Annotated in this window: 16 protein-coding genes; 3 read left to right on the top strand and 13 right to left on the bottom strand. The window is 65.3% G+C overall.

Annotated elements, in window-relative coordinates:
- Positions 1–14: 14 nt before the first annotated feature.
- The 13 genes from AAF481_06380 to AAF481_06320 all read right to left on the bottom strand — a co-directional run bounded on the left by AAF481_06380 (position 15) and on the right by AAF481_06320 (position 21,749).
- The gene (locus AAF481_06380; protein ID MEM7480781.1) at positions 15–1,910 is read right to left on the bottom strand and encodes a PIG-L family deacetylase; all 1,896 of its coding nucleotides are present in this window, start codon (positions 1,908–1,910) and stop codon (positions 15–17) included.
- 76 nt (positions 1,911–1,986) lie between these two features.
- On the bottom strand, positions 1,987–4,266 hold the full coding sequence (locus AAF481_06375; protein ID MEM7480780.1) for a sulfatase: 2,280 nt from the start codon (positions 4,264–4,266) through the stop codon (positions 1,987–1,989).
- Positions 4,267–4,447: 181 nt separating this feature from the next.
- Complete coding sequence (locus tag AAF481_06370; protein ID MEM7480779.1) at positions 4,448–5,386, bottom strand: hypothetical protein; 939 nt, start codon at positions 5,384–5,386, stop codon at positions 4,448–4,450.
- Complete coding sequence (locus tag AAF481_06365) at positions 5,383–7,677, bottom strand: hypothetical protein (GenBank protein ID MEM7480778.1); 2,295 nt, start codon at positions 7,675–7,677, stop codon at positions 5,383–5,385. The genes AAF481_06370 and AAF481_06365 overlap by 4 nt, the downstream gene beginning before the upstream one ends.
- A 60-nt stretch (positions 7,678–7,737) precedes the next feature.
- Positions 7,738–8,439: a dolichyl-phosphate beta-glucosyltransferase gene (locus tag AAF481_06360; protein MEM7480777.1), complete on the bottom strand. Its 702-nt coding sequence runs from the start codon at positions 8,437–8,439 to the stop codon at positions 7,738–7,740.
- A 9-nt stretch (positions 8,440–8,448) separates the two neighbouring features.
- Positions 8,449–9,483: a glycosyltransferase family 2 protein gene (locus AAF481_06355; protein ID MEM7480776.1), complete on the bottom strand. Its 1,035-nt coding sequence runs from the start codon at positions 9,481–9,483 to the stop codon at positions 8,449–8,451.
- 2 nt (positions 9,484–9,485) lie between these two features.
- Positions 9,486–10,553: a glycosyltransferase family 4 protein gene (locus tag AAF481_06350; protein MEM7480775.1), complete on the bottom strand. Its 1,068-nt coding sequence runs from the start codon at positions 10,551–10,553 to the stop codon at positions 9,486–9,488.
- Positions 10,554–10,562: 9 nt separating this feature from the next.
- The gene (locus tag AAF481_06345; GenBank protein MEM7480774.1) at positions 10,563–11,687 is read right to left on the bottom strand and encodes a radical SAM protein; all 1,125 of its coding nucleotides are present in this window, start codon (positions 11,685–11,687) and stop codon (positions 10,563–10,565) included.
- On the bottom strand, positions 11,684–12,958 hold the full coding sequence (locus AAF481_06340) for an ABC transporter ATP-binding protein (GenBank protein ID MEM7480773.1): 1,275 nt from the start codon (positions 12,956–12,958) through the stop codon (positions 11,684–11,686). The genes AAF481_06345 and AAF481_06340 overlap by 4 nt, the downstream gene beginning before the upstream one ends.
- Before the next feature lie 133 nt (positions 12,959–13,091).
- A complete protein-coding gene (locus AAF481_06335) occupies positions 13,092–17,027 on the bottom strand; it encodes a PKD domain-containing protein (GenBank protein MEM7480772.1) in 3,936 nt (1,311 codons plus the stop codon).
- 405 nt (positions 17,028–17,432) lie between these two features.
- Positions 17,433–18,674, bottom strand: coding sequence for a hypothetical protein (locus AAF481_06330; protein ID MEM7480771.1), 1,242 nt, complete (start codon positions 18,672–18,674; stop codon positions 17,433–17,435).
- A 420-nt stretch (positions 18,675–19,094) separates the two neighbouring features.
- Positions 19,095–20,876 carry a VCBS repeat-containing protein gene (locus AAF481_06325; protein MEM7480770.1) on the bottom strand — a complete coding sequence of 594 codons (1,782 nt, stop codon included), beginning with the start codon at positions 20,874–20,876 and terminating at the stop codon, positions 19,095–19,097.
- 102 nt (positions 20,877–20,978) lie between these two features.
- On the bottom strand, positions 20,979–21,749 hold the full coding sequence (locus AAF481_06320; protein ID MEM7480769.1) for an ABC transporter permease: 771 nt from the start codon (positions 21,747–21,749) through the stop codon (positions 20,979–20,981).
- A gap of 296 nt (positions 21,750–22,045) precedes the next feature.
- Here AAF481_06320 and AAF481_06315 point away from each other — a divergent pair, with 296 nt between their 5' ends.
- Genes AAF481_06315 through AAF481_06305 form a run of 3 tightly spaced genes read left to right on the top strand, consistent with a single transcriptional unit; the run spans position 22,046 to position 24,743 of the window.
- Complete coding sequence (locus AAF481_06315; GenBank protein ID MEM7480768.1) at positions 22,046–22,435, top strand: helix-turn-helix transcriptional regulator; 390 nt, start codon at positions 22,046–22,048, stop codon at positions 22,433–22,435.
- On the top strand, positions 22,432–23,349 hold the full coding sequence (locus AAF481_06310; GenBank protein MEM7480767.1) for a tetratricopeptide repeat protein: 918 nt from the start codon (positions 22,432–22,434) through the stop codon (positions 23,347–23,349). Before AAF481_06315 ends, AAF481_06310 begins: the two co-directional genes overlap by 4 nt.
- A 5-nt stretch (positions 23,350–23,354) precedes the next feature.
- Positions 23,355–24,743 (top strand): hypothetical protein, encoded by a 1,389-nt coding sequence (locus AAF481_06305; GenBank protein MEM7480766.1) that lies wholly within the window; start codon positions 23,355–23,357, stop codon positions 24,741–24,743.
- Positions 24,744–24,764 lie beyond the last annotated feature (21 nt).

Raw genomic sequence — 24,764 nt, 5'->3', positions numbered from 1 at the left:
CGGTGAGGGTCCGGTTATCGGCGGAAGCGCTGGTAGAGGCGCCAGGCGCGGGTAGATTCCATGTCACGGATGATTCCCTCGAGGCGCGCGATCTCGGCGTAGGTGCGGCCGAGGTGTTCGGTCTGATCCTCGGTTACGGCGCGCAGCGCTCGTTCCTCGTCATACAGGCGGCGAAGATCCTCCGATAGGCGCTCGTGCTCGGCGCGCAGCACCTCGACTTCACCGTTCAAGGCGTGAAAGCGTTCGGCCCATTGGCGGTGGCGCCGGCGTTCTTCACCGGCGGCACGGCGACTCGACGCCGCTTCCTCGGTGGCCTCCACCGCTTCCCGGCGCAGGTCGTCGACCACCGCCGCCAGACGTTCCGGGGTGAGGCGGTCGGCGTGCTCGGCGAGCACCCGGGCTTTCATGGTGAGGAAGTCGGCGCGGCGGCGCGGCGATTCGCCGAGCACGTGGTGCCCGGCACCTCGGAAGTGGCGGTACTCGCAGGTCACCCGCGCCCGGTGGTGGAAGGGCGTCACCGCCGCCAAGCGGATCAAGAACTCCCAGTCCTCGAAGAAGGGCAGCGACGGATCGAAGGCGCCGCCGTCCTTGAGCGACAGCTCGTCGCACAGCGCCCGCTCGATCAACAGGGTGTGAAAAGGGATGTAGTTGTCGACCACCAGGCGATCCGGATCGAAGTCGCGGCTGTAGGGTAGCCGCCGCTCGACGCAGCGCCAGCCCCCGGTGCCGCCGCCGGAGTTCTCTCCCGGCTCTCCCGGCTCCGCCGGATCCAGCTCGTAGACGCCCACCGCCGCGTCCGTGTAGGCCACCCGCACCTCCGCCGCCGACACCATCGCCACCAGTGTGGCGTAGTGCTCCGGCGCCACCAGATCATCGTCGTCGAGGAAGGCGACATAGTCGCCATCGGCCGCCGCCACCCCGGCGTTGGCCGCCGCCGCCCGGCCGCGGTTGCGCCCCAAATCGATCCGCTCCACGGCAAAGGGAAAGTTCGCCGGCACTTCCGGCGCCGCGCCACCGTCGTTGACCAGCACCAGCCGCAGATTGCGATAGGTGCTGTCGGCCAAACTCGCGAGCGCCTCGGCCAGCAGCTCCGGCCGATCCTTGGTGCGGACGATCACCGACACCGCCGGTCCTTCGGTCACCGCCTTGCGGCTTCTGTCGGCGCCCAAGTGGGCCAGGAGCTGCGCCGGACTGCGACTGACGAAGTCTTCTAGGGCCAGCCGCCGGTAGCCTTCCGCCGCCTCCACTTCAGGCGACAGACTGAGGGTGCGGTAGCGACGCAGCCCGAGGGAGGCCCGCCAGTAGCCGTGGCGCTCCTGCTGGCTGCCGTAGCTCTCCATCAGTTCCGCCAGCTTCGGCACTTCGGAGGTGACGTCCAGCAACAGGTCCGGATGGGCCGGCCGGTTGATTTCATAAACCAGGATCTCGACCTCCCGCAGCGCTTCGGCCAGGGGATCGTCACCGCCGCGCAACCCACCGAGGAGCCGATGGAGCGCCCCAAAAGCGGCTCGGTGGTCGGCGGAGCCTTCGAGGGGGGAGGGCACCAGAACGGCTTCCGGCGTTCGCTCTTTGAGCACCGCGCCGATGCCGTCCGCCGCTTCGGCGAGATGGAAGGACAGCTTGCCGTCCGGCAGATCGAGAAATCCGAGGGTCGTGCCCATCGCCTCGGCCACCGCTTCGGCCTCCTGCCGCCGGCGCTCGCCATAGGCCTCGCGGTCGGCGATTTCCTCCACGCCGCCGCCACCGTCGGTCAAGAACAGCACCCGCACCGCCGCGCCCGCCGCCAAGCGCTGCAAGAGGAGGCCACCGCAGCCGAGCACTTCGTCGTCAAAGTGCGGCGCCAGCACCAGCAGATCGCCGGCGGTGACCTTTCCGGAAGCCCCGGGCAATGGCGGATGGGGATGGCTCATCTTCGACTCAAGGGTCCTTTCTCGCTCACTGGCGGGTAGCTGAGAAAGGCCTTCGGCCTATCATTTCAGCACCCTGCTAGAGGTAGCCTAGCGCCTTCAGGCGCTCACGGGTTTCGTCCGACTCCTTCGGCGCGGCGGCGACCTCCCTCTCCGGTGCTTTCCACAGGGCGAGACGCGCCTCTTCCGGTACCGGCCACCAAACGCCTTCGGCGGCGCTCGTGGCACCGCCGGGCCGCCACGGCACACCGGCGGCGAAGACGCCCTTCGAGCTCCTGTCCCCGAGGCTCACCGAGAGCACTTCCGCGATGCCGCTGAGGCGCACCCCGCGGCTGCCCAGCGGACCCGCGGCGAGCTCGAGGATCAGCCGGTCGCCGCTCGCTTCATTACGCTCCACGCGAACCCGGTCGTCGGGTCCGAGGAAATGGCCCTGCCAGATGATCTCGCCGTCGGCTTCCGCCTCCACTTCCAGCACTGCCTGCAGGGCTTCGCCGTCGGCCGCCGGTCCGCTCACCAGCCACCAGCCGCCGCCCCCCCCACTCTGGCGCCCGAGCTGCCGGTCTACGGCGGTGATCAGGGGTGCGGCTTCGGCCGGGCGGGCGGCGCTCAGATCGCGCTGTTCTCCGGGATCCGCCCCTAAATCATAAAGCTCGGTGCGTTCCAGGCGCTCCACATCCTTCTTCCACAGAAGGTCCTGCAGCTCGTCTACCGCCTCGAAGGGTTTGGCGCGGTCGAAGCGCACCAGCTTCTGGCCGTCCGCCATCACCGCCGCCCGCACCGGTCCGCTGGAGTGGTTCTGAGCATAGGCCACGCGGCGCGGCAGGGGCTCCTCGCCGGCAAGGGCCGGCAGCAGATCGATGCCGTCGGCATCGGCGGCGACCTCGCCGCCGGCCGCCGCCAGCAGGGTCGGCATCAGATCGACGAGCTGCGCGTTGCCGACCAACCGCTCCCCGGCGGCGACCCGACCATCCCACCGCACGATCAGCGGCACCCGGATCTGATGCTGGTAGAGGGACTGGCCGTGCTTCCAGCCGCCGTGGTCGTACAGCTCCTCACCGTGGTCCGAGGTCAAGACGATCAGCGTTTCGCTCAGCACCGCCGGGTCGAGGGTGTCGATCAACCGTCCCACCGCCCGGTCGACATAGGCGATTTCGCTGTCGTACAGAGCCGTCAGGTGAGCGACATCGTCCTCGGGATTCTCGAGCGGCAACTTGCCGGTGTAGATGCCGTGCACCCACTTGCCGGAGGCGGAGCCCCGATAGTCCGGATACCAGGGAGAGCGACCGTCCACCAGATCCGGATTGTCGTAGGGATCGTGCGGATCGAGGAAGTGGGCGTAGACGAAGAACGGCCTCTCCCGCTGGTAGGCCTTGAGCCACGGCACTGCCCGGTCGGCAACGTCCTCGGCGTGCAGCAACATCGAATCGTTAACCGGCGGAGGGGTGTAGAAGGTCTCGAATCCGCGACCGAAGCCGTTGCCCTCGTGAACGGTGGGATTCGCGACGAAGGCCGCCGTGCGATAGCCCAGCTTAGCCAGGCCTTCGGCCAAGGAAGGAACCGTCTCGGGAATCCCGAACGAAGCCATCGACTCGCCGAGGATCTCCCCCGGGTAGCGGCCGGTCATGAAGGAAGCGACCGACGGCAACGTCCAGGGCGCCTGAGCATAGGCCGTCTCCACCACGGTGCCGGGCTTCGCTAGCACTTGATCGATGCTCGGCGCCGTATCGCGATGGTAGCCGTAGCTGGTGAGGTGATCGGCGCGCAGGGTGTCGATGACGATCAGCAGAATGTTTGGTGGGGCGTCCTCCGCCCCCCTCTCGCCGGCCCCTCCGCGGCGGCTCGCAAGAACCAGGGGAGACCAGGCGAAGGACACCGCTCCTGATTCCGTAGCACTGGCCTTGTGCCGCGCTTCGATCGTGGCCGTCAGCGTCACTTCGCGGCCACCGTAACGGGAGAGATCCACCTCCATATCCAGCCAGCGAGGTTTGTTCCAATGGGCCTGGTCGAGGATTTCCAGTTCGTCTCCCCGTTCCACCCGGATCCGCAACTCGAAACTCTCCATCGCGCTCCAGAACTCCGGCAGTGCCTGAACCCCGAAGAGCAAGTGCCCGTCCCGTGGGATCCGCCCCTGCCAGGTCCAACCGCCAGAGCTCGCCACCGCCCGGCGCCGTTCCTGACCGACGGTGACGGAACGAAACTCAACGGCCGAATCGAATTCCGGCGCGCCGTCGGGCAAGGCTTCCACGCCTCCGGAGAGAGGCAGGCGGAAGGCATCGGGCGCCACTCCTCCACAGCCGAGGGCAAGCGCGGCGACCTTGAGAAGGCCCACCGCCGTAATTCCGCGGAGCCATCGGCTCAACGGTCGCCAAGATACTCGTTCACTTCCCGCGACCGAGTCCGAAGGTCGAGGCGGCAGTAAAGCTGTCGAGGACAGGGGTGAAGGAAGAAAATCGCACTTTTTCGCCTGAGGGCGTCCAGCCCCCCTGAAACGAACAGCAGGCTGCTGGAGAGGTCGCGAAGCGGGCCGCTCAAGCAGCCTGCTACACCGCATCGTGATCGCCCATCGCGTAGTAGAAATCCTCATCGGGTCGGGGAGTGCGGCCGGTGTCCGGGTCGGGTCGACCGCGCCAGCTCACCAAGGTGGTTTCCCGCGGCAGGAGTTCGAGACCCAGCCGTTCGAAGAGCCGGTTCTGGGACTCGTGGGGAGCCGGCCAAAAGCGCCAGCGCTCGAGGCCGGCGGCGCCTAGATCGACGGCCACGGCCTTGAGCGCATGGTACCAATCGCCGGCCTCCGGCAACCACAATTCCGCTCCCCAGGCCTCGCGCTCGACAAAGGCGAAAACCGCCATTCCCGAATCTCCGCCGGGTTCCGACAGGCGGTAGAAGCGGTAATAGCGATAGGGCCGGGCATGGTAACGCCAGTTCAAGAAGGCCGCCGAGCGCTCGATGCCCCACACGCCGCAGCTCCGCCAGATCTCGCCGGAATCCGCCGGGGCGCTCTCCGCCGCCTCCGCCCAGTGGCCGGCCGCCGCGCCGGCCGGCGGCAGCTTCCCTGCCAGCGGCACGATCTCTTTGAGCAGCAGGTAGTTGAGCACCTTGCGGCCGAGGCGAAAGTGACGTCGGTTCGGAATGCCGATCATCCACGGGAAGTCGTCCGGCGCCGGCAGCGGCGCGAGAACGTGGCGCACCAGGTCGACCATCGGCGGCCTCAGGCCCAGGCCCCGGGTACTGCCGGCGATATCGAGCAGGTTCCACAATGTGCCCCGCGCCTGGCGCCCAACCGCCGGGAAGCCCAACAGGCCGGCATGGGCGGTGACCCGGCCGCCGCCGTCCACCGCCACCCAGCTCTGCGACCGCCCCGGAAGCTGCTCGTACTTCCAGCGCCAGGTGACTTCGTTGAAGCCGGCGGCGAAGCGTTCCCGGAAGAGGCGGTCGATGCCCGGTAGGTCCGAGGGCTCAGTGGGGCGGATGTCGATCACTTTGCCCTCCTCCCCAAGGCTCGCCACAGCAAACCGCAAGAGATCAGCAGGGCGAAGGCACTCAGGGCAACGCCCGCCCCAAATCCCGGCGGCCGGTACACCCACTCCAATCGACCTTCGCCGGGGCCGACAACCGCCCCCAACAGGATCTTCGCCACGGACTCCATTTCGGGGCGCGGGCCGGAGTGTCCAGTGAGCCGCCAGCCGGCGGCGGCGGTTTCCGCAACCACCACCGTGGCGGCGGTGGGAGTGGACCAATCGATCAGCCAGCGGCCCGGTTCGGAAGACACCACGGAGAGAGACCGATCACTGCCATCGGAAGTCGCCCACCGCACCGTGGAGGGCACTGCCGGACGCTCGAGGATTCGCCCGTCGGCACCGTCGTAGGCAACCGACCAATCGGCGGCGGGAGCAGCGGTGCCGGGTGGCGTCATCACCCAACGCACCGCGAGGAGATCGAGGGCCTCCGCGTCCCAGCGGGCGATGGGGTCGAAGTAGGTCGGGCTCCGCACGCCAAAGTGTTGCACGGAAAAGTCCTGATACGAGGCAAGCTTCAGGGTGTCGTCGCCACGAATGTCGGACAGGCGGTAGACCGTCGCGGCATTGGGGTGGAGGGTACGACCGGAGGCGGCGATTCGACCCTCGGAAGACCTCGCCGTCAGAAACTCGACCGCCGGTGTGAGTGGAAAAAAGTCGCTGCGGGAGAGGGCCGGCATCAGACTGCCGTGGGCAACGAGCAGGTCGACGGCAAACAGCAGCGCCACGGTCCACCCCAGGAAACGTCCGCGGGCGGTGCGAAAGGAACGCGGGAGGGCCACCAACAGAAGCACTACCGCCACCACCCCGGCGGCCCACAGACCCTGGCTTCGATGCAATTCATGCTGCCGCCAGGCATCGAAGTGCAGCGCCACAGCGCAGGCCGTCAGGCCCAGGGTCAGCGCGGCACCGACGTACAAACTTCGGCGGCCGCGACCAGCCAGCCACGCTTCGAGGCCGGCGCCGGCAGCCAGCGCCAGGGCCAGGTCGACACCGAAGAGCAATCGATGCTGGACCACCTTGCCCACCACCGGCAAGGCCTGGAGGACCTGCCGGACGACGGGCCAGTGGTACGCGCCGGCCAGGCACAGAAGCAGCAGCGCACAGATGGCGATCCAGGGCCGCCGGTCCGTCGGTATGGCTTCGGACTTGTGGCGTTTCCAGCGGTCGGCCAGGCCGACGGCCGCCAGAGCGATCGCACCGGCGCCGGCGTAGACGCTAGTCGCGAGGTAGTTGTAGGGGCCCCACCAGGTGCCGGCGGCCGGGTCGCCGTAGAGCCCCGGCAGTACCAGTCGCAGCGGCTGCACCAGCAGCCGGCCGAGGGGCTGTTGGAAGGCCGGAGTCACCGCCTGCCAGCGGCTGCTCTCTTGCACAAACAGGGCGAGGGGCACGAGTTGCACCGCCGCCAGGGCGCCGCCCAGGCCCCAGCCGGCGAGACAACGCGCCCAGCCGCGCCAGCCATCCGCACCGCGCACGGCGAGATAGACGACGGAAAGGAGTGCCGTGTGGAGCACGGTGCCCGGATGCCCTCCCAGGCTTTGCAGGCACACCGCCGCCGCCAGGCCGGCGACGGTTCGCAGGGAGTGTTTCGAGCCCGCCGCGGGTCGGGCCACCCATTCCACCGCTAGTAGTACCCAAGGCACCAAGACCAGGGCATTTCCCATCGGAAACTGCAGGAACCCCACCGGCATGCCCGAGAGCGGAAAGATCAGGCCGGCGAGCAAAGCTCCACGGGACGCGACCCCGAGCTTGCGCGCCAGCGCCCAAGCCCCCATCCCCGCGATCAGGAAGCGCAGCCACGGCAACAGCACCCAACCGAGGGAGAGCGGCAGGACGGCAAAGAGCAGATGGAGCGGAAAGAGCGGCGCCGACTGGCCGTTGGCCCAGAAGGGTGAGCCGGCATATTGGTGGGGATTCCAGAAGGGCAGCCGACCGGCCCGCAGCTCACCGCGCGCAAACAGCAACCAAGGCTGGATCTGGTACACCACATCGCGCTGCACGGGCTGGCCGGCGGCGGCGGAGACCTCGCTCTGCCAGGGGGCCTGCTCAGCCAGCAAGGCCGCCGGGCTGGGCATGCCGTCCGGAATCCGCAGGACCGGCAGCAACAGCGCGATGCCGGCCAATCCTATGGCCGCCCAGGTGACGGCCCACGATGGACTGACCCATCGGCGGGGGCCGCCGCGCCACCGCTCCGGCAGCACCAACGGCGCGACGGTGAGCAGAAGAAGCACCGGCAATGCGGGATGGATGGTCATGGACTTCTTCGGACCTGGGACAGCGATTCAACCAACGTCGGTTCCCGGCAACGTTCTAGACTACCCGCGATGGCGCCAGCGCATGCGTAGGATGTCCCGCAACATACGCGCGGAGTCGAAGATAGGATCCACCCGGGAATCCTCGGAGTTGGCCCAGCGCACACCGACTTCCGCGATCCGATAGCCACGTCGCCGAGCGAGCCATACCAGCTCCACGTCAAAGGCGAAACCGTCGGTCTTGAGGTCGGCGAAGAGCTCTCGCGCCACCTTGCCCTTGAGCAGCTTGAAACCGCACTGCGTGTCGCGAAAGCCACCCACCCCGAAGACGCGTACGAACAGGTTGAAGGTCTTGCCCATCAACTCGCGGTAGAGGGGTTGGCGGACGGCGACGTCCGAGCCGACGACGGCTCGGCTGCCCATCGCCAAGTCGACCCCTCGGTCGAGGGCCGGTTCCAGGCGTTCCAGATCCTCGATCGGCGTCGACAGGTCCGCATCACAAAGCAGCACCCGAGCGCCGAGACTCTCCTCCACTCCGCGCCGCAGGGCAGCCCCCTTGCCGGCGTTCGCCGGCTGCCGCAAAACCCGCACGCCGGACTGCCCCGTGGCGACTTCGGCGGTGGCGTCTTCGCTACCGTCGTCGACCACCAAAATCTCCCAACTACCGGCTCGCCCGGACAGATACTCCACCACCCGGTCGAGGGTGGGGACCAGGCGTTCGGCCTCGTTGTAGGCCGGAATGACCACGGACAAAAGGGCAGACATCACGGCATTCTATGCGCTGCCCGGCGACCGCGAGAGCCACGCGCCGGCCACCGTGTTGTCAGCCGTGGCCACGGCCGTGATCACCAGATCCATCGGCTCCGGACAGGCGCGGTGAAGGGCACTCAGCGGTTCGAAAGGCGCCTCCGAGGACCGCAGTCCGCCCGCCGGCATGCCGAGGGGAGCTGGCGAGGCGAGCCACCAGGCATCCCCCACTTCGCGCTGCCGCAAGGCGGGCAGTTCGGCCAACGCGAAGGGCACCGAACCGAAGCGCCAGCGGGCCGCCCGACGACCCAAAGGACCACGACGCTCGAAGTAGCGCTGCCGGGACCTGGCGTAGATCTCGCCAGACTCTGCCGGTGCCGCCGCGTGCCCCCAGCGGTGCTCGACGCGGGCCCCCGGGGCGATCCTCACGGTGTACCCGGCCCGCGACGCCCGGTCGATCCAGTCCGTCTCCTCGAAATAGAGAAAGAAGTCTTCATCCCAGGGGCCGATCGCCCGCGCCGTCTCCGGGCGGCAAGCGATGAGGGCGCCGGAGAGCTGCGGCACGGCCACCGGCCCTTCGGCCTCCCAGACCCGACGGCAGCGGGCAACTTCCCGGCGTAGCGCTCGAAACCAAGCGCTGGGACTCTTGCCGGCGCGCGCTTTGCGACGCTCCGCCAGCACCGTTTGGGGTTCCGCCGGGGCGAAGCTAAAGCCGGACAGCTCGAACTGCGGTCCCACCAGATCCGCGCCGTCGCCGAGGGCCGCCAGCAGCGCGCCGACGGAACCCTCCAGGAATCGCAGGTCCGGATTGGCGAGGAACAGCACCTCGCCGGTGGCGCGCTCGATGCCGGCGTTGAGGCCCGCCGCGTAGCCGCGATTGGGCCGGGCGACGAGCACATCTGGCCGTGCGACTCCCAGGCGATCGTGCTCCGCCGGGTTTTCGGAATGGTCGACCACCACCACTTCCGCCGTGGCGCCGGCCGCTAGCGTCTCGGCTCGGAAGGACTCGACCGCCACCGGTAGCTCCGCCGCAGAGCGAAAGGCCACGGCGACGAGGGACACTTTCAAGGATCGGCCTTCGGCGGCGTCGCGCGAGAAGGAACCTCGCTATGCCAGCGGCCCGATGCGATCCACTCCAGGGTCGCCTCGGCGCCATCGGCGGCGCGTTCCTCGGAGTAGAGCCGGGCGACTTCGAGACCGGCCCGGCGGCCACGCCGCCAGTTCTCGGGATGGGCGAGCAAATTGCGCGCGGCGGCGGAGAAGGCTGCCGCATCGCGCGCCGGCACCAACTCCGCAGCGGCCCCGGCATAGCCCCGGAAGCAGTCGATATCCGAAGCGACCACCGGCACTCCGGAGGCCATCGCTTCGAGCACCGGCAGGCCGAAGCCTTCCGCCTCCCAGGAGGGTGCCAGCAGCAGATCACAGCCGCGAACGATAGCCGGCACCTGCGATGGCGCCACCCCGCACCATTCCTCGTCGGGCGGCAGAAGGGCTCGTTCCTCCGGCGGCAAGGGCCACTGGGAGAGGCGCACGAGACGGCAGGGGAAACCCTCGGAACGCAGCCGCAGCACCGCTTGGAGGGCGGTGCGCACTCCTTTCCAGTCGATCTCCCAGGGGGACATCACCAGAATGCGCGGCGGGTTGCCGGGGTGAAACTCCGGGCGCGGTGCCCAGGTCGATTCGAGGGGCTGCGGCACCGATTGGGCCGGACGGTCGAATTGCCGACGCAGCAGCTCCGCTAAATGTTCGGAGACGACCATCGCCGGCAGCGGCTGAGCATAGGCCCGGCGGATCGCCGAGTGCTCGGCGACGTTGTGGCTGTAGAGGGCCTCGAAGCCCTGGCAGTAGTGCGCCGCTTGGCCAGAGCCAGCGGCTTTCACCGCCGGTTCGAGGGTGGTCCAGTAGGTGCCGACGGTGACGTCCGCCGGCGGGCACGCTGCCGGTGCGAGATCCGGCAGGCTCAAGAAGTCGGCTTCGAGGTCGTACCAGTCCGGTGGGCTGCCGCGGCTGATGACGGTGACCCGATGTCCGCGGCGGGTCAGCAGATCCGCCTGCCGCAGCACCACCTTGACCCCGCCGAAGAGGGGTACGTCATCGAGCAGATAGTTGACCGCGAGATGCGATGACGTCACCGGGCGAGATCACCGAACAAGGGAGTAGCGGCAGTCGCGGCAGATGAAGTCCCGAGGCGCCTTCTCCAGGCCGTACACCCGGCGCCGGGCCTGAGCCATCGGCTCGCCGGTGAGCACCTCGATCACCGAACTCTCGTTGAGGTCGCCGACGATGTGGGTTTCGTCGTAGTCCTGGCAGCACAGGATGCACTTTGCGTGAGGCGTGATGTGGAGGTGTTGCAGAGGCCGCGACCCGACGTAGTCGCAGCCGCACAGGTTCTTCTCGGCGCTCGGTCCGGTCATGCCGATAGTCAGGTAGCCGGCCCGGTCGTTGACCACGAAGTGTTTGACCTCGAATCGGCTGCCGGCGAAGCGCTCGGAAAGGTCTTCGAAGTCCTTCTGATGCACCTCGTCGCCGGTGCCCAGCACCACGATGTCCATTTGTTCCGCCAGCGGTTTATCCTTGACGTAGTCGAGGTTCTTGAGCACCTTGCCGAGGTGGTCGGCACCGCGGTCCTTCTTGTAGCGCTCGCGGTCGAGGGTGGAAATATTGATCGACAAGAAGCGCAGGCCGCCGATCGAAAGCAATTGATCGACGCGAACCGGGGTCAGGCCGCTGCCGTTGGTAAGGGTCGCCGGCGGCAGGCCCACGGCGCGGATCATCCCGACCTGATCGACGAAGCGACGGTCCGCCGTCGGTTCGTTGTAGCTGATCATAAAGACCGCTTCGATGGTCTCTTTGAACGCCGAGAGCTCGCCGAGGATCCGCTGGTAGAGTTCCGTCGGCATAAAGTGCGCCTCGCGGGGATCTACCGAAACGGGGCAAAAGTAGCAGGACTGGTTGCACACTGTATGTGCTTCGAGGGAAACGTACTTGAGCAGGAATCGCTTGGACAGATCCTCCCCTTCGGCGATTAGCCAGCCGCCGGAAGACAGGGCCAACCGCTCTTCGAGCTTCAAATCCGCCGCCGTCCGCTCTCCCCGCAGGATCGACCACAGGGCATCGAAGGCCGGCATGCCCGCTTCGAGCAGGCGATCCGTCAGCGGATTGTAGACCTTCTCGGGACCGATGTGGAGGTACGGGTTGCGGATCAGCGGCCGCACCGGCGCGGTTCTCACACCGCCGCCGGCGATCTGCACCAAGGCAGCGGTCATCGGCGCGCCCCCACGGCCGCCGGAATCACCGGCGAGGTCTCCCAGTGATGGGCGATATCGACTAGGCCGAAGCGGTACTCCGGCGCTTCGACGGTGAACGCCGGCTTGACGAGCTTCTGGTCGTAAACATGTAAACCCAGCTCATCGAGCAGGAAAACATAGAGCATGAATTCACCCTTCACGAACGGAATCTCCGGCAGCCGGAGGATCGCTCGATACTCGTGCCGGCCGGAAAAGGCCGGTAAACCGTCGCCCAAGGTGCCGAGAGCGCAAACTTCGATACCGTCTCTCCGGTTGATGCCGATTCCCAGGTGGTACGCCCGGTCGGCTTCAGAAGATGCCCACTCCACCGCGATATCGAGAGCGTCGCCCAGCACCCGATGGCTCGAAGCTGGTTCCTTGCCGACGTCCGAGGAAGCGCCGGAGATCTCCACCGCGGTGATGCGGGCGGGACCCGGCCCTGCTGCATGCCGGGCCATCGGGGCAACCCCTTCCCCCTCTTCCTCGCTCGACGACGCGGCTTTGGCGACCAGATAGTTCTCGTACTCCCGAACTACCGAATCCACTGCACCGAGGGCCTCGACGCGCCCCTCCTTGAGCCATAGCGCCCGATTGCAGAAGGCGGTGACGTAGTACATGGCGTGGGAACAGAAAAGCAATGTTCCGCCACCCCCGACGAAGCTTTGCAGACGATCGATGCACTTCTTCTGGAAATAGCCGTCACCCACCGACAGGGCCTCGTCGATGATCAGAATCTCCGGCTCCACCTGAGTCGCGATGGAAAATCCCAAGCGCATGGCCATGCCCGTCGAGTAGGTCTTGACCGGCTGGTCGATGAACCCACCAAGCTCCGAAAAGGCGATGATGGTGTCCATCTTGTCGGCCACTTCCGCCTCCGAAAGGCCGAGCAGAGCAGCATTCAAGACGATGTTCTGGCGACCCGAAAACTCCGGATGGAAACCGCTGCCCAGTTCCAGAATCGATGCGATGCGGCCATTGACGCGGTAGCGACCGTGGGTCGGCGAAGTGATGCCGGCGAGGATCTTCAGCAGGGTGCTCTTGCCGGCGCCGTTCTCACCCACCAAGGCCAGACCTTCACCCCGGGCGAGCTGAAAGTCCACCCCCTCGAGAGCGAGGAATTCGCGATGCCGACGCCGGCGGGTCAGCGCTTCGCGCAGGCGCTCCCAAGGCGACGAAAAGACCCGGTAGCTTTTGGCGAGTCCTTCGGCGAGGACGACGGGTTCGTTGGCGAGCATGGCACGGACCTGCACGAGTTCGTTGTCCGGAGAGCTTCGTGGCGAGGCCACCGGGCGACGGAGGCCAAACCGCCCGTCGCCCAACGATTCAGTAGCGGCCCACCGGCGACACCGGCAGGCAGCCAACCGGACTCCTGCGGCCCGAAAGCTACGGGCCGTCGAAGGCGGTGGTGTCTGCCCCACCGCAGAAGTTGAAGGCCTCGTTCTCGTACTCCCATTCCGCTCCGCTCACCGTATCGGTGATGCGGATGAAGTATTGCAGGTCGGACAGGCCGCCCCACAGCACCCAGAATCGGTTCTCCAGACTCACCGCGTCGATCATTTTGACGACCAGCTCGATGTTGTCCGGGCCGAAGAACCAGAAGTAGCCCGTTTCGTCGGTCCCGACGACCGGCATGCCATCACCGGCATCGTCTTCCACCCGCTGGTTGACCCAGTCCACTTCCACCGAGAAGCGACCGTCCAGCAGGCACAGGTTGGTACCCGTCGGAACGCAGGTGCCCGATGCCCCCGCCGCGATCACCGGAGTGACGGCCGAATCCGAAAAGCCTGGAACGCCGCCGCTGCTCTGAGCGAGTGGAGCGAAACGAATGGTCTCACTGACGCCATCGGGTTCATCCGGCAGAGCGCCGGTGTCCGCCTGGCCGCAAATGGTGCCTGGCAGATTGTGATACTCAACGGACTCCTCGGTTTCGGTGTCGGTCACCGTCAGCCAGTACTCCACGTCGCTCAGGCCGCCGTAGAACACCCAGAAGGCGCCGGTCGCCGAGCGGCCGTCGATCATCTTGATGATCAGCTCGACGTTGTTCGGCCCGAAGAACCAGAACATGCCCGTTTCGTCCGAAGCGAAGGGGAACACCTTGCCGGTACCTTCGTCGCCGTTTCGCTGATTGCGCCAACGCACCTCGAGGTCGAAGCGGCCGTCCAACAGGCACAGCGTATCGGAATCCTGGCTACAGGCTCCACTGCCACCGGTGCCGACGGGCACCGAGATGGTGGTGATGTCGGTGCACAGGTTGAAGGTGCAGGACGAGTCCGTGCGGCTCACCTCGAGCTGCACCGGGAAAGTACCGGCGTTCTCGAAAGTATGGGTCACCACCCGGCCATCGGCCGTGGAACCGTCGCCGAAGGTCCAGAAGTAATCCTCCGGGTTGCCGCCGGACGAGGCGGCGTTGAAGGTGACCTCCTGACCGGCAGCCGGATTGGCCGGGGTGAAGACAAACCTCGCCTGCAGGTCACCGCCGCCCCCGCCTCCGCCGCCACCACCGCCGCCTTCTTCCCGCACGATCACGGTATGGGTGTCGGCGGCGGAACCGCAACCGCTGTTGGTCACCCGCAGGGTCTTGGTACCGGCGGTCGCCCAGGAAACGGTGATCGACTCCGAGGTGCTCGAGCCGGAACCTCCACTGGTGGTCCAGGAGTAACCGGAAGCATTCGCCGTACAGTCGATCGCCGTGGCACGGAAGGTCAGTGAATCTCCGACATCGCCGGAGGTGGGCCCGGTGATCACGAGCCTTGGATTGGAGGTCGTGGGGGTCGTCACCTGGATCTCGGCGGCATGGGTGAAGCTGTCCATGCGTGAGCCGCGAACAATCTTCAGCACCGGGCGGTAGAAGCCCGGGGTGGTGTAGCGGTGCGTGCCGACCGGCGTTGGCGAGGTCTGATCGACGTCGCCATCGCCGTCCCAGTCGTACTGATACTGAGAAGGATCACCCAAGATGGTCGTATTGAAAGTGATGTTGTCGGTGGTCAAGAAGAAACACTGACCGAAGGGGCACACAGCCCGGAAACTGACAATCTCCAGCGGGCTGACGTCGTCGATGGTGACGTCGACGGACTGGCTGGTGAGCGGCGTCGTCTCGATGCAGTTGCGAATCTCGACGGACACCGAGTAAGTACCCTCGGTCTGGTAATCGTGCACCGGGTTGGGGCCGGTCACCGGATCGGAACTCCATACCGGTGGCGTACCGTCGCCGAAGTTCCAGCGCCACTCCGCCGCGCCCTGGCTCATCGCGTCGAAGGTCACCGTTCCGAAGTCGACGTTGAAAGTCGGCGGGCCGGTGAAGCCCAACTGCGGCGGCGTGGAAATCGCGACGTTGCCGCTCTGGGCGGTATCGCTTCCGTCGTTGTTCGATACCTGAAGACGGGCTCGGTAAGTGCCCGCCGCCGGCTGGTCCGTCGCCGTATCCCAGGTGGCCATCGTACCGTCAGTGCTGACCGACAGGGTGGCGTTGATGTCCGCCCCCTGCGCATCGAGCACGCTCCAGGAGTAGTTGAGCGGCGGCCGGCCGGTCACATTGTTGGCGGTAAAGGTCACGTCCTGACAAACCAGCGCGTTATTGACGTTGGCGGTAACGCTGCCGATATTCGGCTCCGCTTCGACGATGTTCACCGTCGCCGGATTGATCGTGGGATTGTCGTCGCAGGAACTGTTGGTAGCGCTCACCGACTTGGTGCCGGGGTTGGACCACTGCACCTGCACCGATGAATTGGTGGCGCTGCCGATGATCGTGCCGCCGCTGGTGTTCCACTGCCAGCCGCCGGGCGTGGGAGTACAGTTGGCGGCGGTGGCGCTGAAGCTCACCGTGTCTCCGACATAGCGCTCCTCGGCGCCGCTGCGCAGAACCGTGATGGTCGGATTCACCTCGCCGAGGCGGTGGATGTCGAAGATTGACGAGCCGGCGCGGTAGAAAAACTCTCCGGAGAATTTGCCAACCCGCGGCTCCAAGTGATTGCTCCCCTCTGGAGAACAAGCGTAGTACCAACTCCAGTAGCCGAGGGTGTCGCCCTCGACAACGGTGGTGGGCTGCCCAGAGTTGCCGGTGTTGGGATTCCCTCCAAGCACCTCTGCCGGACTGCTCGGATTCGACACGTCGAATAACCACTCCCCTTGCAGCACATCGATGTTGCTACCGGAACGCCGGCCGAAGTAGACGTAGGGGCGACCGTTGCTGCTGGAATAGGTGACCGTACCGACCGTCGACGCTCTGTAGCCGGTGATCGGAAAGCTGAAAAGCGGCTGCGATGGAAGACTGCACGGGCCGTTCCGGATACAACTCACATCATAGATTCGGCCCTCGTCCGGAAAACGGGTGGTCAACGCGAGGTAGTACTTTGTGTCCACCCGCCACATGGCCACACCGTGCACGCGCAGGTTGGTCAGGCCGGTCATCACCGAAGTCGCCTGAGCCGGATTCTCTGCATCCCAGATCTCGAATCCGCGGGCTGCAGGCTCGACACCTCCGCTAAACACCACGAAGTCGCCGGCGCCATCGACGTGACGCAGGGGATTCTCGCTCAGGTTTCTCACGTACACGTCCTGGCAGTTGCGGACGCTAAAATCAGGATCGATGCTCTCAAAGCAGGGCACGGTCGGTCCAACGGCGAGGGCCTGATCCAAATCGTAGACGTACAAACCGCCCCTGAAGGACCACGCGGCCATGAAGGCGTAGTTGGTGTTGCCAATCTTCGTGGCATAGACCTCGGCGCCCCTCTTCTCGTTGCCAGAGGTGCCACCGTCTTGGTAGGCCACTCGGGCACTGGTTTTGTTGCTGGTATCCCAGACGACAAGGCCCATGCCATCCCACCCGGTCATCGCAACGACGTCGTCGTTGCCGGTCGGGGCATCGACATCGTGCACCAGGAAGTAGTTGTGGGGATCGCGAAACAGGATCGGGAGCGTGCCGTTCCGGGAGACGTCAACTGAGGCCCGCTTATTGGGCTGCGCGGAGTTCGAATTGGCGTCCCAAACTTGCAAGCCCAAGTTGAATCCCGTAAAGATCCAGTCGTTCTCGATGTCGAGGGATTGCCAGATGGGCCTGGCGGCGGAGTAGCCGGCATTGCGATCGAAAAAGGTGGTGTCTCGAAGGTTGTTCCCGGAGACCGGAGGACCCAGAGCGTCGGCCGGTCGCAACCCGCTCCACAGCAGGCTGGGCGGCAGCGTCGAAGGCGTGTGGTCAGGAGTCCAACCGCAGGTCTGCGCGTTTGCACCGGGCGCACCCATGGTGGCAGCTAGGACAAATACGATTGCAACGCCGGTCAGCCAGTATGCGGCGGCGCGACGTTTTTGGGTCATGGGCAGCATGAGATGAACTCCTATTGGCTTCAAGCGATCGGCTTGAGCCAAGCATCGACTTTAGGAAGTCGAGAAATGTAACGGTGGCGTGCGTGCGGGAGCCTAGGAGGCTGACTCACCGCGAAGCCCCCCTCGACCATCGATGGAGAGGGTATGGAGGTCCGTGCGAGCGGGAAGTGCATTCGGGATCTCAACGTCGATCGACCCCTTCTCAGCTTGCGATTCCAGGAGAATCGCGTCTCGGCTCGGAGAATCTCTCCGGTCTGGCTCGGGCGCTCGAGAACGACGGAACCAGACCACAGAGATCGTCGGCTACTGCTAACCGCGAATCGACTTTCAAAAGATGATGAGAAGGTGGGCCCGGGAAAACCCGAGCCCACCTCGTCAATCATCTTACCTACTCACTCCAACGAATCAGTCGTCGCCGCCGACCGGCAGAGTGATGTCGGCGTCGGAGCAGGCGCTGGAGAGCGTGATCGCGTCGAAGCCGACGCTGTAACGACCCTCAGCACTCATTACCGCCGTCACCCAGGCCTGGGCGATCGGATTGACACCCGCACCAGCGACCGTGGTGTTCAGGTTGAGGTACAACCAGCCGAAGTCCGGGGTCGCGAAGTCAACCGCGCGCCGCTGAGCCTCCCACGGGCAAACCAGGATCTCTTCTTCCTCGTTTCCCGGAGAAATCCGGCTCTCGGGCACGAGTTCCGGATTCTCCTCTTCGTCGAAGATGACAACCTGAGTCTGGGCCAGCGGGAAGGGGTTGGGAACACCGCCGCAAGCGAACGGATTGATCTGAACCTTGGCGTCACGCCAGCAGATCAAGTCCGTACCGCCAGAGAAGACGCCGCCGTTGAGGTAGCGCACACCGAAGGTCGTCGACAGGGGCTCACGAGCGTCGGCCGCGGTGAAGGCCACGTAACGACCGTAGAAGGTGTAGTCACCAGGCGCAAATGCCTGCTGATTGGCCTCGATGTGGACCAGGGTCTCGCCCTGAGCGAAGTCGTTGGAGGGATCAACGTAGAAGTAGTCACCCCACAGGACGTTGTCGAAACCAGCGGTGTCGTCGAAGTATCCCGGCGTCGTCGGGAAGTCAACGGAGCACTCACGCACCAAATCAACGGTGATGTAACCACGTGCGATGTTGTCGCCGTGGTTCACGCCAGCGCAAGAGCCGCTGAAGCGGGCAACGGACTGACCGGTGTGAGCCTCTTCCAGCAACTGGACCAACGACGGCGGAATGTTACCCACCGGGAAACCACCGGTGCAGCTCGCCGGAACCGCGTGCGGATCCGAGAAAGCGCCACGGTTGCTGAGGCTGTCGTCCGGACCGGTCTGCGGCAGGGTGCCGTTGAAGATGTCGCGGACGTTGAAGGACTGGACATCGTAGCCGGTGAGGTACAGATCGAAGTCGATCGTCGGCACCGACAGGTCAGTCCAAAGCGTAACGTGGGCCAAAACGGGAGCGGCCGACGCGTTGTTGACGGAGAACAGCGTAGTAATGCCCGAATCACTGTCGAGGTCAACCTCGAAGTACGGGAGCAGCAGCGTCGCGGCCGGCACGTCATCGACGGTGCACAGCTCGGCGAACGCCGACCCGCCCAGAGCCAACAGGCTCACCAGGGCGAGACAGAGAACAGTCTTTTTCATGACAGACATCTCCTCAAATTTACGTTTCAGGTTCTAGTCCTACATCTTAGAGTCGGATTCGCCGTCCACCGGCCAGCGACATCGCTGACCTTATCTTGGGGTGTGGGCGAAGGGTGTCTTGTCGTGCCGAGTTGAGTACCATCACCTCCTATTAAAAGAATCTATTCCTGTCAACTCTATCGAGCTTTCGGTCAGTCGTCCACGGTCTGCTTCCCGTCGGGAAGCTCCATACCCTGTGCGCATCGGTTCACAACCTGCGCAGAGAGCGGCCGGGATCCACGCACTATAGAGGTCCAAAGTCAAGGTGTCAAGAAGTTTATGCATACCCTGACCGGCGCGAAGAGGACGCGGGGAAGAGAGCCCGGCGGGGCTTGACCGAGAATGGCTTGAAGATGTGCCGGCCGGCGGGTTCCGATTCGTGGGGTGGGGTTACTTGGCGGCGGAAGCGGGCTCCCAGTCCCAGGCGCGCATCAAGCCACGGGAGGGGCAACGGTCAGGAGCCGCGAAAGCGGAGGGTTCGCCAGCGAAAGCTTCGATGAACTCATCCCGACCGTCTCCATCGAGATCGGCCAAGGCGACGTGATATCCGCGACAATCACCGGGCGCCGCTGCGATCTCGGGCGACTCCTCGCGCACCAGACCGCCCGCTCCATCGCCCAAGAAAACATGGGTATCGCCATCGCGGGTCAAGGCAATCAAATCCGGTCCTCCGTCGCCATCCAGGTTGCCGGTGGCTATGGCGAAGACACTGTTGCGGCTCGCCTCCGCCATGAGGGTCCTACGCTCCCATTCGTTCACTTCACCACGCCCGTAGAGAATGTCCAGCCCCGACCACCACTCGTCACCGACCCGCAAGATGTAGGACAGCGCTAGATCCACTCTCCCGTCGGAGTCAAAGTCCTCGGCGGCCACGGAGCGAACATAGGATCCGGGGCGCACTCCCTCGAGGGCGACGATCTGCCACTTTCCGTCCGTCGAACCGAGGTTCAGAAGCTTCCGCTCACCGCGGGTGCTGGTGGAGGTCACAAAATCGATCCGCGCATCGCCGTTGAAATCCGCCACATCGATCGCATCGCCGAAGACCTGACCAAAATCCAGACCCTGGTCCAAGCGCTGCCAGGTTCCATCACCGTGGTTGAGGAAAATCGCCGTGCCAAAGGAGGAAGAGGCCGCCAACCCTGAAGGACTTCGCCCGTCGCTCTCCGGCCGCGGCCCCTCACCAAGGGCCAGGATGTCCACCTTTCCGTCACCGTTCCAATCGGCAGTCTCTATGGCACGTGAGGAAAATCCGCTGGCATCGTCTCCGCGTCCTGGGAACTGGATGTCGATGCCCTCGCTCCACAGCGAAAATCGGCCGTTGCCATCACCGACGGCCGCCACCACTCCCTGCACGTGGAGGCCGAAGGCGACATCCATCACGCCGTCGCCATTGAAATCCGCCGCCGCGGCGTCGCCATAGGACATCAAGCCGGAAGGAAACTTCGCATCGGACCAAATCTGCCAACTGCCGGCGCCGTCACCGAGAAAGATCACCGGTCCGATGCCACCGAACTTCCGCGGCGGCCCATGGAGAATGTCGAGGAAGCCGTCCCCGTTCATGTCCGCGACATCGAATCCGTTGCGCCACTGACCACGCTGGGGAAGACCGATTCCAAAGTCCGTGAAGGTCAACCGATCCTCGCTCTTCACCTCGACCTTCATCGAGTCGAGGGTGGCGGCGATGGCCTCCAGGTCGGGTTGCCCTCGCACCTTGCTGGGCATCGGCCGGTAGCTCTTGACCACTAGGGTTTCGGGCCGCTCCTCCGCCACCTCATAAAAGTCAAAGCCGTAGCGAACGGAGGTTTTGCTTTGGTCCGTCCAATACCACCTTTCGGCATCTTTCGGGATTTCCCGCAAGAAGTACTCCCTCTCGTTCTCATCCACCTTCCAAATTCCATCCGGCGGCTCGAAACGCTCCCGCTCCATCGCCTTGCGGCGAGCCGTGCCGCCCTCGACCCCGACACCGAAGCGGCGGATCAAGGCCTCTTCTTCTCCCTCCTCTTCCTCGGCGGCCGGTTCGGCAGCGGGTGCCGCTTCCGGAGCAGCGGCGGGCGGCGGGGCCGTCGCCCCCGTCTGTGGATTGGGAGCTTGGCTACAGGCGGACATCGCCAGAATGGCGCCCAGGGCGACCAGCAGCCAACGGAGCTTCAGGCATTGAAAAGACGGGGTCATAAATACGATCTCCTCGGGATTTCGGACGACAACCGGTGCGCCGATGAGGCGCGAACCAGCTTTCGAAGCAAAGGCCACGCCAAGGGCGCCGGGGGCGACCCCCTAGATTTCGTCGACGAAGGCATCTTTCAGGGTGCGGAAGATCCAGAAACCAATCGCCAGCAGGGCGAGAGCGAAAGCCGTCAGGCCGATCATCGGGCCGGCCGGCGGCCAGTCGGAACCGAGGAGGGCGCGCCGGAAGAGGTCGACCAGCGGCGTCAAGGGGTTGAGCTCGATCCAAGCGGTGAATCGCTCCGGCACCAGACTGAGCGGATAGACGATGGGGGTGAGGTAGAACCAAGCATTGAAGCCCATACCGAGAAGCTGAGAGGTGTCGCGAAAGAAGACGTGAATCGAGGAAAGACACAACCCCAAGCCGAGGGCGATGGCCGTCTGCAGCAGGATCGCCGGCACCAGAAGCGGCAGCGATCCCCAGCTCAGGGAGCCGGTCAGGGCCAACACCAGCGCAAAAACGCCGAGGGCAATGAACTGGTGGAGCAAAGCCGCCAGGACCACCGACAGCACCAGAATCTCGGACGGAAAGCGCAGCTTCTTGACCAACTCGGAGCTGTCCGTGATGGCGGTGGTCGAGCGCAGCACGCCCTCGTGGATCGCCATCCAGGGCAGCAGGCCGCAAAACAGGAAAATGCCGAAGTTGTCCGTGCGTTCTCCCGCCAGGGAGATTTTCATCACCGTGGCGAAGACGAAGGTGAACAACAGGAGCAGCCAAACGGGCTGAACCAGCGACCACACGAAGCCCAGCACGGAGCCGGCGTAGCGGCCCTTGAAATCCCGCTTGACGAGTTCTTTGAGGAGAAAGAAATAGCCGGCCATAAGGTCGTCGCAATCTCGCTGGTGACATGATGCTCTGAACCCACCGTTCGCTGAAGCCAGCGCCTCGCCGGCGGTCCACCGCCCTATGGGCGGCCCGCATTTCTACCACGGGGCCACGATCGGCCGCAGAGTGGAGAAGATTCGGTTGACTTGCCCGCTCGCCAAGCCATAAGCTTAAGCCCTACAGCCCGTCAATCTATGCCGATTTGACATAGATAGCTCTGAGTCCGCGACCGTGCTTCGTTTTTTGAGTTCGGGTTTCGTTCTTCAGATGCGGCCCAAAGGAACGTTCGACCATGCCGATTCCGTCCAAAACCGCCCAAACCAAGACCCGACAGGTGCAGCTCGTCGGTCAAAAAATTCGCCAGCTCCGCAAGGAGCGGCGTCTCACCCAGACGGAGCTTTCTTCGCGCATCGGCATTCAGCAGTCGGATCTGTCGCGCATGGAAAAGGGTGAATACCGAGTCAGCCTTGACACCCTGTTTCGCATCCTCGCCGAGTTTAGGATGGGCATCGGCGAGTTTTTCGACGACCTCAACCAAGAATCGATCACCCCACAGGACGTACAGCTTGTGCGGCAGTTTCGCCTGCTTGACGAAGACGCTCAGCGCGAGGTCGAGGAGTTCATTGCCTTCAAGCAGCGTCAGCGCAAGGACCCCGGCCGGGTGATGGAGACCGAATCGTGATCTCGACTTCCCCCAGATACGAGGATCTCCGCGATCGCGGCAATGCCGCCGTCATCGCCGGTGACCATCGCTCGGCGCACGCACTCCTGACCCGTGCCTACGACGAGGCGTGCCAAATCGGCGCCGCTGCCCTCGTCGACCGGGCCCGCTGCAACCAGGCCGCCGTCGCCATCGAGCTGCGTGAAGGGGACGACTCGCTGCCGGAGCTACGCCAGATCTTGATGCGCAACGGCCATCCGCGCTCCGGCGATCCCGAGAACTGCTTCTTGGCGGCGTACGCCATCGCCCGCTACTACGAGATGGCGAAGGACTACCGCAAGGGTCTGTTTTACGCCCAGATCGCCCGCGACCGGGCGGATGCAGTCGAGCGTTCCGACTGGGGCGCCTCGGCTTTGAACCGCATCGGCAACCTCCTGCTGGCCCGCAGCTTCACCGAAGAGGCCTCCGAGGCCTACGCCCTGGCCCTCGACCGGTTGGAGCGCCTGCCGGAAGGCGAAAGCGTTAGGCGCGGGCAGATCCTCGACAACCTGGGCTACTGCCGCGTTCTCCAAGGCAATCTTCGAACCGGGCTACGACTGCTCTACCGGAGCCTGCGCTCCCTTCGCCGGCTGGGGGCCCGCGAGGCCCTCGTGTCGGTGCATCTCGATCTATGCTTTGGCCATCTTGAAGCCCAGCGGCCGAAGATCGCCCTGCGCCACGGTGAGAAGGCCCTCGCCCTGGCAGAGGCTCTGGGGATCGACGAAGCGATCAAGAACTCGCTCTATCTACTCGGAGAGGCACACGTCTTGACCGGCGCCCCCGCCGCCGGTCACCAATGCTTCTCGCGCCTCGAACGCTTCTATCCGGAAGCGCCGACCGTATCCGACTTCCTGGCGAAAATCGACGTGCGCCGGATGATCAATCTCAAGGCGTGATGACGATGACACGAAGAATCACCGCACTCCTTTCGCTTCTGGCGCTCTTGGCCGTGCCCATGGTGGCGGCGGAGTCCGATGCCGTCGTCGGTGTGGACGGTGAGGTCTACGTGGCGCGCCTGGGTTCCGGCGCGTCCCTGTTCCCGGGCCTCGCCGGAACGGCGGACGGCGAAGCTCGCGCCCTCGCCCTCGACATCACCCAGCCGGACGGATCGAGCTGGCGCTTGCGGGTGCCCGGCACCATCGGCGCGGATCTCGAGCATCAGCCGCAGCTCTTTGTGGAAGACACCAGCGGCGGCCTGTTCCTGATCTGGGAGAGCTGGAAGAACTACATTCATCCGAGCCTCAAGCTGGTCGCCCTGACCGAAGGCGAGTGGTCGCCGGTGCTGACCCTGGAAGGCAATCGCTACGCCTTGAAGGGCGCACCCCGCATGGTCATCACCCGCGATGAGTACCTGGCCCCGGAAGGGGACTCGGCCGCCCTCCAGCACCGCACCATCCTGCACTTGACCTGGTGGGAGGAATCCGCTGAAGGCGACAAAGTGCTCTACGCGCCGGTGACCCTGATCGACGGTGAGTTCCCCCTCGACAGCCCGCCGACCTTCGAGCTGAGCGCCCTGGACCTGGCCGATCCGGTGGGCGACCCGAGGGCATCCACCAGCGCCCTGGCGCGGTCCCCCAACCTGCAGCGGGGTCGCGACGAGAACAGCGTGATGGCGGTGATTGCCAACCCGCGTACGGACCGCATCCTGACGATCGAGCTGGACGTCGTTCCCGGCGAAGTGGTCGCCATCGGCGATAGCGCGCGCTCGAATATCATCGAGATCGGAATTGCCGGCGGCGGTGGACCGGGAGGTGCCCCTTCTTTGGAGTCGCTGGCTGAGGGAGCGCGCTCGAACATCATCGAGATCGGCGCTCGCCTGGAGGTGGAGGTGGGCATCACCCGCTTCCTCGCCGACCAGGTACGCGAACAGATCCTCGCCAGCGGCGGTGGTGAGATCCATTCGATCGCTGACACGGCGCGCTCTAACATCATCGAGATCGGCGCTCGTCTGGCCCGGCCGGGCCTCGATCGATCGGTGCGGCCCGGCGCAGCTCCGGTGAGCTTCCTGGAGATCTTGACGGTAGCGGACTCCGACGATGACGCCCATCTCGTGCGGATGCACCCGGCGGGAGAGTGGCTAGCACCGCAGATCGAGGCGGGCACCGAGATCTCCCTCTACACCTCGATGGACGGCGATGAGCTATTGATCGCGAGCGACGAGCAGGACAGCGTGCGCTACATCGAGAGTCGGCCCGAGGGCTGGAGCAGCGCCCGCGACCTGCTGCTGGACGACACCATCGATCGGAGTCGGGCGCACGAAATCCTGGTCCAGCGCGCCCGCCACCGTTGATCCGTCCCGCGGCGGACGACC

This window comes from Acidobacteriota bacterium, from assembly GCA_039030395.1.
In the GTDB taxonomy this organism is placed as follows: domain Bacteria; phylum Acidobacteriota; class Thermoanaerobaculia; order Multivoradales; family JBCCEF01; genus JBCCEF01.
This window is presented reverse-complemented; position numbering and strand designations above follow the sequence as displayed.